Here is a 12,965-nt window from a genome sequence, read left to right as displayed (position 1 = left end):
AAGCCTCGCAAAATTTTAACCTGTTAAAAATAATGATTCAAGATAAAATTACCCCGTTAATGCAACAATATTTTGCCATTAAACAAGAATATGACGATGCTCTGGTGTTTTTTCAGGTCGGTGATTTTTATGAACTCTTTTTTGATGATGCTATTAAAGCCTCATCATTTCTTGCCATTGCACTTACCAAACGCGGCAAAAACCAGGGCAAAGATATTCCGTTGTGCGGCGTTCCGGTACATTCACTGAATCATTATCTTAAAAAATTAATTGCGGGTGGCTTTAAAGTTGCCATTTGCGATCAACTCACCAAACCACAGCCCGGCACGGTTGTGCAGCGCGGCGTCACACAGGTTTTAACGCCAGGAACGCTCACCGATTCAGCAATGCTTGATGAAAAATCGGCATCGTACTTAATGTCATTTTTCCCTGGTGAACACGCGTGGGGCATGGTCTTTTCAGAGCTGTTAACTGCACAGCTTTTTGCTACCAGCGTACCAGCCGGTGCACACAAAATGATTGAAGCAGAACTCATTCGCTTCTTTCCTGATGAAGTTATTTTATCGCAAGGCAACCGCATAAAACCGTTTAATGTTTATTTTAAAAAGCTTGGCTACTGCGCCAGCTTTGCGCCCTACCAGATTGAAGAAATTACCGATGATATTTATGGCCCACTGGCCGGAACTGGTTGGTTTGAACAGCAATTTAATGCCAAAACTCAACAGCAACTTTTAGAAAAAAAAGAGCTGGCACACTCACTTGACGTTTTGTACCGCTATCTCAACAAGAACCAAGCAGCCTCGCTTTCGCAGTTTAAATCAGTCAATTTTTATCAGCCAGACGATTACGTAATTTTAGATCATGCGACACAAAAAAATTTAGAAATCATAGAAAACAACCAAGACGGCAGTCGCAAAAACTCTCTCTTTGCCGTTATGGACCACGCCAAAACCGCCATGGGCTCACGCACGCTCAAAAAATGGTTGCAACGCCCGCTGGTGCAAAAAGATGCTATTGTGCAGCGTCAAGAAGTTATTGTTAACTTGATCAACAACATTAGCACCATGCAAAAAACAGAAAATTTTTTAAGCCAGCTGGCTGACCTTGAGCGCATTATTGGCCGCATTGCCCTGCGCAAAGCGTCGCTGCACGATTATCTTGCACTTAAAAACTCGCTGGGCATAACACCCGACATTAAAGATCTGCTAACAACACTTACCAAGAGCAGCCTGGCGCTGGCAATTGCTGACAAAATTTACGACTTTGACGACCTGGTGAATCTGCTTGAAAAAAGCCTCAACGAAGATACCAGCAATACGTACGCAATAAAAAAGGGCTTTGACCACCAACTCGACCATTTTCGTAATTTAATTGAAAACGGCCAACAAGAAATTCTGAAACTTGAACGACAAGAAATTGAACGCACTGGCATTGGCAGCCTAAAAATTCGCTACAACAACATAAGCGGCTATTACCTTGAAATTACCAATCCAAATTTATCGCAAGTACCGGCAGATTATATTTATCAGCAAAAGCTGGTTAATCGCGTTCGCTTTACCACGCCAGAACTGCAAAACTTAGAACGCGACATTAACACCGCACAAAGCGAAATTGATGTGGTGCAGGCCGATGTGTACCAACGTATTAAAAACGAAGTTGAAAAACAGTTAACACAACTGCGCCACACCGCACAAGCTCTTGCCTATTTAGACAGCTTGTTTGGTTTGGCCGAGTGCGCGTACAACAATCATTATGTTGTGCCGCAGTTTAACGACCATCATGACATTATTATTAACGGCGGCAGACACCCAGTAGTTGAAACAACACGTGAAGGCGCATTTGTAAAAAATAATACGGTACTTAACGACGAACAATCGTTATTGATTATTACCGGCCCCAACATGGGCGGTAAATCTACCTACTTGCGCCAAGTTGCCCTGATCTGCATCATGGCACAATGCGGCAGCCTGGTTCCAGCCGACAGTGCAAGCCTGCCACTACTTGATCGCATTTTTACGCGCATTGGCTCTGGCGACAATGTTGCAGAAGGTAAAAGTACCTTTTTGGTTGAAATGGAAGAAACCGCAACAATCTGTACGCAGGCAACAAAAAACAGCTTAGTAATTTTAGATGAAGTTGGCCGCGGCACCAGCACCTTTGATGGCATTGCGCTGGCACAGGCAATTATTGAATATTTAATGCAACATGTTGGCGCCAAATGTTTATTTGCAACCCATTATCATGAGCTTACCACACTGGCAAGCCAATTTTCGGCAATAAAAAATTATAGCATGCAATGTAAAAAAATTGGTTCACGTTTGCACTTTTTGCACACCATAGAACCAGGCATTGCACACAGCAGCTTTGGTTTAGATGTTGCACGACTGGCACAACTACCACAGTCAATTATTGAACGCGCCGGCAACATTCAACAGGACTTGCGCATGCATACCACCGGCACTGCACAGCTTCTTACACAAGAACCATGCACGTGCCAACATGCGCCACAAGCATCACATGCAACAGACAATCTACTCAACAAAATCAAAACAATTAACATGAATGAGCTCACGCCAAAACAAGCGTTTGATCTGTTGTGGGATTTAACAAAGAACGTATAACTAAAAAACAATAGATTTTCTGTCAGAAAATATATGCATAATAATTTTTGGTTATCAAAATGGGCTGCGAGAAATATATTTGATTTTTAAAAATATTATGGTACGATCGTCTCGCTTGGTAAACGTTATTTTGATTTTGGGTGGGTCGGTTCCTAAACCAAAATCGATAACGCAACAAAGTCGCGCGCAACTATGTTCTAAGCATCATTGTTAGTTTGACAGTATTTTGTTTTATTATAGTTTTTTATTAGGGGGTCTCCTCATGAAAAAGTTAGCTCTTACACTCGTTCTTTCCCTTGGCTTGGTTAACGCTACTTTTGCAGCAGCACCAGCTGAACAAGCACCAGAAGCAACCAACAATAATCAAATTATTGCTTGGATGAAAGCAAATCCTAAAAAAGCAACAGCGCTTATTGCAAGCATTATTGTTGCAGGATCTGCAGCAGGTGTTTACCTTGCTAAAGATACAGAATTCATGAAACCTAAGCTTGAAAAAGTAAAAGAAAAATATGAATCTGCAAAAAAATCTGCAACAGAAAAGAGAGATGCAAGCTGGACATCAATTAAAGCACATCCATATATCACCGGCGCAGTAGTTACTTCAATTGTAGCTGTTGCTGGTTTGGCTGCTTATGACCTTACCCGTGATGCAGACAAGTCACAACTTAAGAAACTTGCAAAAAGCATCAGAAAAGCTTTGTGCAAAGAAGAAACTGAAGTTGTTGCTTAGTTAAATACAAAGCACGAATTTCAAAAAAGGGATCAATCTGCGCGGTTGATCCCTTTTTTATTTGTTCATAAACAAACTACTATCATCGGCTACGCGTAACTCCCACGCGCTTACACTCAGATTTTATGGCACACTGGCTGCACTTTGGGCTCAGCGGCACACAAATATTTTGTCCCCACATTACCAACAATTTGTTCCACACGGTCCAATACCGTTGCGGCAATTTTTTCTGTAACGTCTGCTCAGTCTGCTCAACCGTTTTGGTAGCAATTAGCCCCAATCGGTTTGAAATACGGTGGACGTGCGTGTCCACACAAATGGCAGGCTTGTCAAACGCAAGACCCAAAACCAAGTTGGCCGTTTTCAGACCAACCCCTTTAATTGAAATCAATTCTTCAAACGTATCGGGCACTCTGCCTTCAAACCTATCAAGTAATGCCTGACTTACTTCTTGCAAAATACGTGCTTTATTTTTATAAAAACCAGTCTTAAAAACAATTTTTTCTAAACGAGCTCGGTCCATGGCACACAACACTTGTGGCGTTGTGGCAACAGCAAACAGCGCTCTGCACACATGCACCGTAGTAGTGTCTTTGGCGCGCAGGCTTAGCAAGCACGCAATTAAAATAAGAAAGGGATCTTTGCCATATTCATTAGTCAAAATATCGATTAATGGCAACGTCATGGAGCTGGTAGCTTTTTTCAAAATTTTTATAATTTTTATAATTTTTTCATGATTCGTCATTATCAAAAAACCCCAATCGCACTAAACGCGAGAAAACTGTTAACGAATATACTTTTTTTCCATATACTTGTCTGCTACACGCCGGCCTAGTTTATCATGACGGATGCTTGTCTGTATATCCGGGCCACTCAAAACAATAGGAGTACGTACTTGGAACTTTCAACGTTTAAAGAAAAAATGGGTGAATTTATCACCTTTCTTGATGTAGAAAAAAATGTCTCAGAAAATACCTTACGTGCCTATGAGTCTGATTTGCAACAACTTGCAACTTTTTGGGAAACCATTTCTAGCAAAGAAAAAAATGTGCCACACAGTTTTGACAAAATAATGCAACGCTACGCACTCGCGCTCTTTTATAAAAAGATTAGCAAACCTTCCCTTGCACGCAAACTTTCGAGCATGCGTTCCTTTATTGCGTATCTTAAAACACAAGGCGTCCCTGTTACCTTTACCTTCAAATCGCCCCGCCTAGACAAAAAACTGCCCACCACCCTTTCAGTTGACGAGATTTTTTACTTGCTCGATTCGGTAGATATCAAAGAGCTACCCACTAAATATCCCTACCGCGACAAAGCAATTTTTGAACTCATTTATGCAACGGGCGTACGCTGTTCAGAACTCATTAATATCAAACTTCTTGATATCAATCATCACGAACAAACAATCAGAATTATGGGGAAAGGGCGGCGCGAACGCATGGTCCTTTTTGGTAACAAAGCTCAACAAGCAGTTCAACAATATATCGAAGAAGAGCGCCCCGCCATGTTGCACAATCAAAAGCATGACTTTTTATTCGTAAACTGCAAAGGCACACCTATCACCTCCCGCTCGATACAACGCATTTTTGAAATGTTTAGAAAGTTTCTCAAAATAGATCGCAAGCTTACACCGCACAAAATACGTCATTCATTTGCAACACACCTGCTCAACGAAGGTGTTAATTTACGCGTTATTCAAGAATTGCTTGGCCACAAAACCATTGCAACAACCGAAATTTATACACACATCAGCAACCAAAAGCTGGCACAGCTGTGCGATGAAAAACACCCACTCAACGAACTTGACCATTTAGTTCATGAAGAATAATAAAGCAAAGGATAGTACTATGAAAACAATAGTAGCCATTTTCTCACTTTTTCTTTTTAGCAACAACACGTATCTTTTTTCAGCAGCCGGCTCATCAAACCCAGTGCCGGCATCATCATCAAATCGCAAGCGATTAGAACGTTCAGAAAGCCTTCCAATAAAAGCAAAAAAAGCCAGCTCTGTAGTGCGATCACACTCCGCACTCTCAAGCCTACCAACACAACTAAACCCCATTACGGCCACAGCTGCAAGACAAGGTGCACGGCCAAGAATGGAAGATACATTTTACAACAACGACAAGAAAAAACTTTGGGGAGTATATGATGGCCATGGCGGCACACGTATCGCATTACAAGCAAAAGAAAAGCTTCACAAACTTATTTTTGAGCACGAAAAAACATTAACCACCCAGCAAGCACTCATACAAAGTTTCGCTCAATTTCATGAAGAGATTAAATCAGAATCATATCGCATTGGCACCACGGCAACCGTTGCACTTGTGCGATCGGGAAAACTTTACGTTGCAAACGTTGGCGACTCTCGGGCAGTTTTATGCGTCAACGGCCACGCACAACAAGTCTCTATTGACCACAACCCAGACCTACCTTCAGAACAAACACGTATTGAGTCATTGGGTGGTGAAGTAAGTGTTATACCGTGCGGTAGAATTTTTGATTTTCTAGAAACAACTGAAAGCACCGTAAAAAAAGAGTATACAGTTGCTCGCTTTGGCAACAGTGGCTTGGCTGTTAGCAGAGCACTGGGCAATGTAAATTTAGGCGACCTTTTATGCGTAAAGCCAGACATTTACAGCAGAGATCTTAATGGCACGGAAGATTTTTTAATTATTGCAAGCGACGGCCTATGGGACGTTATGAGCAATCAGGCAGCTGTCGATTTGGTAAAACATTGGCTAAACGAAGGAATGCATCCACTTATTTGTGCAAACAACCTTGTTGATAAAGCTCTTGCGCTCTGGAACCACGACAACGTTACTGCAACCATTATTTTTTTTGATCCAGCAATAATCACCAAATGGACTCTTGATAGTGACCAAACAACCGAAGATGACGGCTATTCAACAGAAGAACTGCTTTCTTCTTTTTCAGGCAGTGACACCGAATAGATCAACTAAAAATAGTTAATTTTCATTGCCTGACGAATTTTTTGCATCATTACAGCGGCACGTTCACGCGTTGCCGCTGTTCCTTTTTTCAAAATATCCATCACCGCAGCAGGATCTTTAGCAAACTCTTTGCGACGGTTACGAATTGGTTCAAGAAAAGCCTGCAGTACTTCGTTCAAATATCTTTTAACTTTAACATCGCCAAGCCCACCGCGCTGGTACTGCTCTTTGAGCTGCGTAATCTGCTCTTTGTCGGTGCCAAATATGTCTAGATACATAAACACGGTATTGCCTTCTATCTTGCCCGGATCTTCAACGCGAATGTGCTCAGGGTCGGTATACATTGCCATCACTTTTTTCAGCAACGCATCAGGTTCTTCAGACAAATAAATAGCATTACCCAACGACTTGCTCATTTTTGCTTTGCCATCAATGCCTGGCAAGCGCCCTACTTCTTCATTTGACGGCACCATTGCCTGCGGCTCAACAAAAACCTCGCCATAAATACGATTAAAGCGACGCACAATTTCAACCGTCTGTTCAATAACCGGCAACTGATCGTGCCCTACCGGCACCAACTCAGCATTTAAAAAAGTAATGTCGGCAGCCTGACTCACTGGATAGGCAAGAAAACCAACCGAAACATTTTTTTCCATGCCTTTTTGATGAATTTCAGTCTTAACGGTTGGGTTGCGTTCCAAACGCGCAACGGTTACTAAATTAAGATAGTAAACGGTCAATTCAGCAATTTCAGGAATCATTGATTGAACAAAAATAGTAGTTTTGGTTGGATCAATACCAACGGCCAAATAATCAAGCGCCACTTCCAAAATATTATTGGCAATCTTTTCTGGGTTTTCAACATTGTCAGTCAGACCTTGCACGTCAGCAAGCATAACAAATTGCTTGCAGGTTTCTTGCAAAACCAAACGATTGCGCAATGAACCAACATAATGTCCCAAATGCAGAGGCCCAGTTGGCCGGTCACCCGTTAAAACTATTTTTTTATTCATAACAATTATTTCTTTCTTTAAATTCTGATTTTTCCCGCACTGAGCACTCTTATCACTTTAGTGTACCCAAAAACACCAAGCATTCAAGAAGTAACCCTTTTCTTCAACAACAAGCATACCTGTGCTACGCTGAACGGGTAAAAAAAAGGAGCCTCACCATGATATCTCGACTTACTCACTATCTCAAACGCTTAAGCGAACTTGGTCCTCGTGGCCTACACGCAACACTGCAGCGACGCCTAATTGCCTATCACTTTACAAAAAAACTCAGACAAAAAGCTCTAGCAGGAACGGTGCACAGCACGTGGCACAACATTCAATACCGCTACCGTCTTCCCGAACTCGACGATTTTATTGCACAGCTGCACCAAAACAATATTGTGCACAATCTACTTACCAATCCAACATTTGCAGGCTTACTCCCAACCTCACACACCAATCCAGCAAAAATCATCCACCAGGCTGACTTGGCCGTTCAAAAAACATTTTCTATCTTGGGCTCGGCACCGCAAACATTTACTACCATACCGTGGCAACACGATTTCAAACTCGATACACTTAACCAGCAAGAATTTTCTAGCTCTTCAAACGTTTACAAAAACAGCGCCCCACTTTTTTATACCGACATTACCATTCCCAACCAACCAACAACATCGCAACACTATCAAGCTGACATAAAAATACCGTGGGATCTTTCACGCTTTCATCACGCTTTTTTTCTTGGCAGCGCTTACCAGCTCACGCATGACCAACAGTACTCAAACGCCTTTTTTGAGCAAGCACATTCGTGGATAACAGCCAATCCTTTTTTGTTGGGCGTTAATTGGGTCTGCGCTATGGACGTTGCAATCCGCGCTATCAACTTGATTTGGGGCTTTTTGTTGTGCCAACCAACCTCAGCACAAGCAGAGCAATTAATCTGCTCGCTCTACGACCATGCAATTTACTTAGCCGCCAACAACACCGCTTCAGACAAAGCAAATAATCATTATGTAGCGGAGCTTTTAGGCTCACTCTATTTAACAACATTTTTTAAAGCTATACCGTATTTTGAACAAAAAATAGAATTTTATAAAAATAAACTTGAACAAGAATTTGAAAGACAAATTCAGCCTGATGGCACAAGCTATGAAGGCTCCACTGCCTACCATCGCCTCGATACCGAAATGTATCTGCATTTTGCAAGCATTACAAACGTACTGAGTAAAGCGAACAAAACCGACGCTTTGATAAACTTTCTTGCCAAGAACACAACAGCTAATGGCACACTGATAAAAATTGGTGATGACGACAGTGGGAAATTAGTAACCGGCTTACACATACCACCAACAAATCAGAATCATGCAACAACGTACCCAAATTTTGGTTTGAGTATTATTAAACACAACCAGTGGCACATAACCTTTCGCCACCCAACGTTTGCACAAACGCAACCATCGGGCCATTTTCACCACGACCAACTTGCTTTTACACTCAGTTTAAGCGATACGCAACTACTTACCGATCCAGGCAGCTATTTGTACACAGCCAATGCGTCCTGGCGCAATGAATTTCGCTCAGCGCCTGCACACACCACCTTTTTTGCGTACTGCGCTGCTTGCAAGCACAACCAGAGCGACCTTTTCCAGCTTGCTCGAAAATCAGCACCACAAGCACCAAAAATACAAACCATTAATAACAGGATAATGGTACGCGATTCCTACCAAGCATGCCCTCATCTGAATGCAACACTCAACCGCACACTCACTCTTGATACAACAAACAACAAACTCATAATCGAAGATTGGTTCGAGTCAACAGCGCCAGTAACCGGCTGCTGGAATTTTATAGGACATCCAGAAATCACCCTCACAAAAAAAGAGCAGAAAACATGGATTTTTCAGAAAAATGAGAAACCAATGGCACTATTAACAAGTACGCTGGATCTACAAAAAAATGATACTTTTTTTGCGCCCGAATATGGTGTGCGCCTTGCAAGCCATAAGCTTACCGCAGAACAAATGACAACCTCCAAACAAACAACCGTAATTAGTTGGTCAGTTTAAACTGAGCACAAACCCAATAAAGCACTTGCGTGGTCCAACACCTCAGGATGTTTTTTACAAATACCTGCCTCATCTGGCTCGTATAATAAAATGCCAGTATTTTCATGCCGCATTGGCCAGGTAAACACATGAGGATTTGCAATCCCAATTTTTTGACCAAGTTCAGTCAGTGCATCAGAACAACACGTGCCATCTTTGCGCGCTACATTTTCATGATAAAATTTTTGGACCTGTAAATGAAATGCTGCCTGCTCCATGTCTGCCCCAAACGCATGCGGATTTTGCCATAAATCTTGTTGGTGAAATTTACACTCATCACGACAAAAACCTGCAACGCCCTTTAAACAAGAAAAATCGGGATTATCAATAAGATACGTCGCACGCTTAAAGCCCAACTGCGGCCCAAGCTCGTGCAAAATCATTTGAGCAAGACCTGCCACTTCACGGTTGTGCAATATTTTGTGCGGCAACTTCAACATTACATTACGAAGGTCTTCGTTTGACCATAGATCTGGCGCATGATTCTTCATGGCTCTCTCCCTTCATGCATTAGGTTTAATGATACCTTTGTACCTATTCTAGCCCAATAAAAAAGGATCAAACAAGAAAGGAAAAATAAAGGGGGAAAACAAGCGAATCTTACACATCCCCCCCCAAAAAAAGAAAAAAGCGCCAACATGTTCTGTTGACGCTTTTAAAAATTTAGTTACCAATAATAAGCAAGTAACTCAAAATATTTATTGAGCCACTGCAATATTGCGCGCTTCAAACGCATCGAGCAAGTCGTCGTGCACATTATTTGCCTGAGCTAATGCTATAAATTGTTCCATAGACAACTGTACAGAATATTGCTCCCAAAGACCTTGCAAACGCTCAAAGGCGTTATTAAATGCAACCTTAGGATTGTTCCATCGGTCTGCCATAGCTTCTTGAAATATTATATTAGGACCAACATGCCTAGAAAAAAGACGTATTAAATTTTCTAAAAATTTTCCGTACGCCTCATCTCCCATTACTTGATCAGTAAGACCTGTTTGTCTACTAAAGACACAACGATCTTCTACTTGACGACGCAATGACGTTAACCGAGCAACTCTTACATTAGTTTCAGGGTTAACGCGATCATGAAAATAAATAACCGTTTCTGAATCATCAATTCGAGTTACAGGACAATAACGAAAACCGTTTTCATCTGTTTGAGCACGTGCTTCAATGGTATTTAATTGATCAAGAGCAATTCCGCGCAAACGCGCACAATACTCATCAGAGTAACGAATACCACAATTAAACGTTCTATTAATAATATTGAAGGGTTCATGAAACTCTCTGGCAAACCTTAAGCGTCGTGCATGAGCATCACGTAAAAAGAGATACAAATTATTAACAAGATTTTGACGATATTCTTGAACAGCCGCAGCTGCACCTTCAGGTTGACCCTGCGGTTTAATAGAATCAAAATAATGAAGCCTTAAATCGCCCGCTATTTTTTCAGCACCAACAGTAATCCAATGTCCATTGGTATTGAGCAATAAAGCAATCTTGTCGCCTTGATTTAAACGCTCAACTTTATCAAGCATTTCGTCCAAAATTTGAAAAACCTGACCCTGACTCCACTGAGTAAGAGCATGGTCAGCCTGATCAATAACACCAATATGATTTCTTAAATCTTCATCCAGCGTTGCTACAACCGCTTCCAATTCTTCAGGCGTGAGGTTGTTGATTGGCCCCAGATAATCTTGACCATTATGAGCTCTAACAACGTCCTCCCAACCATTCAAATAAGCATTTTGAAACAACTCTCTATTTTCAATATCTTCTTGCAACTGCACATCATTAGGCGCCAATAAAAAAGAAAGCGCATTAAATACCGCGTAGTAACCACAATGCGTTCCATGATCAGGCAATGCTGGTTTTTCTTCTGGCTTTTCTTGTTGAACTTCTGACGCAACACTTGTTGAAGAAGAACTACTTACCGCAGCTTCTTCTACTTCAGACGGCGTTAATAATTGGGGAACATCGCCACCATTATCTTGAGAAGACACATTTGTGCGAGCATCTTTTATTACCGGTGCATCTTCTATTTCGCTTGAAGTACGCGTACTCCGCTTACGATTTCTACCAGAATTCCTTGGCGTACTCTTTGGTTGGTCCAGTTCTTGTGCAAGCTGTTGTGCAAGAACAAGTGCCATTTGAGCATCTTGATCAAGTAACCCTTGCATAAACTCCATTTGGTTTAAACAATGATATGCTTGGGTATAAGGAGCCAAAGCATATGGAAAAGGTGTTGACGAAGTACTTTCTTCCGCTAAAGCACCTGAAGAAGACGACGATGCAGAAGATGATGATGATGAACTTGAAGAGGAAGAAGGCTGAATTCCAGCAAAAACCCTACTCACAAGCCGACTCAACATAGAACCTGATTCCTGTTGTTCAGATTGCTCGTGGCCAGGTTGCATAGCTATAAGCCCACCGGGCAATGCTATTAATGACAAAAATAAGTATACATATAACTTCTTGATAATCATAAAGCCTCCAAATCTCCATTATTTATTTATATGTGTCAATTATAGCACAAAACTAACCAGGCAACAAACGGCTTTAAATGGCAAAATTTGCACTAATTTAGCGTTTTTTTAACATATCGATCAGCCGATCTGAACTAAAACGCCTAATAAATTCATATAATTGAGACGCTACAGCCAACTGGTTTTGATCTCGATTTAATGAATCGAATTGATAAATCGTTACTATATCATCAACTTTTCTAGCGCCAAGCGTAATCCAATGCCCGCCAATGTTGAAAATAAAAGCAACCTTACGCCCACGCTCAAGTTCCGCAATAACCCAAATCAGCCTTTTTGTTAAACCAAATCCTTGCCCAGCAAACCAGCCGTCAATTAGACCATGCTGAATAACTTCAATAGGCGCTTGTGTAAGAAGCTCACTCTTCTCAATAATATTCTCAATAGCAAAAGTACCCAGATTGTTTTTGTATGATAAATCTTTTTCCCACGGCTTAATTGTACTGCGCAACAATGAACGATTATTAATAGCTCCAGGCCATTCACTGTCGCTCAGACACGTAAACAATTGTGCAAAAAACAGCGCATAATAACCACAGTGAAGACCGTGCGTTATGCGACGAGAACCTTGGTAACTTACCGCACTAGAATCATTTTGCTGCAAACACGTATAAAAAAGAAGTGCGTCAGATGGCGTAGTTGAACTGGAAGAACTTGAGCTACTAGAACTTGAGCTTGAAGAACTGCTTGCTGGAGCATCATAATTAATAGCTAATGTTGGCGTGAAAGGAACCAAAAATTCGTCCCTTACCGCCAAAAGTTCTTGCAATGGCGTTAAAGCGGGCGGCAAACTTACAACTTTCTGGAGTTCTTGCTCAACATCTTCAGACAAATCAATAAGCGCAGAAGACACGGGAAGCACTGAAGGCACGGGCACGTCTTGTTGTAAGCCTCTGCAATGCCGCTTAGGATTGCGCCGTGGTTGCATAGCATTAACGGTGCCAGCAAGCACAAGTAACAACAATAAATAACATGATGTTTTTTTAAATAACATATAACCCCCACTCAAAATACATA

Annotated in this window: 10 protein-coding genes; 5 read left to right on the top strand and 5 right to left on the bottom strand. The window is 41.5% G+C overall.

Annotated elements, in window-relative coordinates:
* The first annotated feature begins 32 nt into the window (after positions 1-32).
* Positions 33-2,621 carry a DNA mismatch repair protein MutS gene (gene mutS / locus K2W90_03685; protein MBY0353440.1) on the top strand — a complete coding sequence of 863 codons (2,589 nt, stop codon included), beginning with the start codon at positions 33-35 and terminating at the stop codon, positions 2,619-2,621.
* A gap of 262 nt (positions 2,622-2,883) precedes the next feature.
* Positions 2,884-3,351, top strand: a complete 468-nt coding sequence (locus K2W90_03680; protein MBY0353439.1) for a hypothetical protein — start codon at positions 2,884-2,886, stop codon at positions 3,349-3,351.
* An 82-nt stretch (positions 3,352-3,433) separates the two neighbouring features.
* Here the strand turns inward: K2W90_03680 and K2W90_03675 are convergent, their stop codons facing one another.
* A complete protein-coding gene (locus K2W90_03675; GenBank protein MBY0353438.1) occupies positions 3,434-4,096 on the bottom strand; it encodes an endonuclease III in 663 nt (220 codons plus the stop codon).
* A gap of 150 nt (positions 4,097-4,246) precedes the next feature.
* On the opposite strand from K2W90_03675, the gene K2W90_03670 reads away from it, so the two are divergent.
* Positions 4,247-5,182, top strand: a complete 936-nt coding sequence (locus K2W90_03670) for a tyrosine-type recombinase/integrase (GenBank protein ID MBY0353437.1) — start codon at positions 4,247-4,249, stop codon at positions 5,180-5,182.
* A gap of 19 nt (positions 5,183-5,201) precedes the next feature.
* A complete protein-coding gene (locus K2W90_03665) occupies positions 5,202-6,308 on the top strand; it encodes a protein phosphatase 2C domain-containing protein (GenBank protein MBY0353436.1) in 1,107 nt (368 codons plus the stop codon).
* A 5-nt stretch (positions 6,309-6,313) separates the two neighbouring features.
* On the opposite strand, the gene trpS is transcribed toward K2W90_03665, so the two are convergent.
* Positions 6,314-7,321 (bottom strand): tryptophan--tRNA ligase, encoded by a 1,008-nt coding sequence (trpS, locus tag K2W90_03660; protein ID MBY0353435.1) that lies wholly within the window; start codon positions 7,319-7,321, stop codon positions 6,314-6,316.
* A gap of 158 nt (positions 7,322-7,479) precedes the next feature.
* On the opposite strand from trpS, the gene K2W90_03655 reads away from it, so the two are divergent.
* Complete coding sequence (locus K2W90_03655; protein ID MBY0353434.1) at positions 7,480-9,366, top strand: heparinase II/III family protein; 1,887 nt, start codon at positions 7,480-7,482, stop codon at positions 9,364-9,366.
* Here K2W90_03655 and K2W90_03650 read toward each other — a convergent pair.
* The 3 genes from K2W90_03650 to K2W90_03640 all read right to left on the bottom strand — a co-directional run bounded on the left by K2W90_03650 (position 9,363) and on the right by K2W90_03640 (position 12,942).
* The gene (locus tag K2W90_03650) at positions 9,363-9,896 is read right to left on the bottom strand and encodes a hypothetical protein (protein MBY0353433.1); all 534 of its coding nucleotides are present in this window, start codon (positions 9,894-9,896) and stop codon (positions 9,363-9,365) included. The two genes, K2W90_03655 and K2W90_03650, sit on opposite strands and share 4 nt — an antisense overlap.
* A 207-nt stretch (positions 9,897-10,103) precedes the next feature.
* Complete coding sequence (locus K2W90_03645) at positions 10,104-11,891, bottom strand: hypothetical protein (protein MBY0353432.1); 1,788 nt, start codon at positions 11,889-11,891, stop codon at positions 10,104-10,106.
* Between the two features lie 97 nt (positions 11,892-11,988).
* Entirely contained in the window at positions 11,989-12,942 is a 954-nt protein-coding gene (locus tag K2W90_03640) for a hypothetical protein (GenBank protein ID MBY0353431.1), read from the bottom strand.
* Positions 12,943-12,965 lie beyond the last annotated feature (23 nt).

Source organism: Candidatus Babeliales bacterium, assembly GCA_019749895.1.
Lineage (GTDB): Bacteria > Babelota > Babeliae > Babelales > RVW-14 > AaIE-18.
This window is presented reverse-complemented; position numbering and strand designations above follow the sequence as displayed.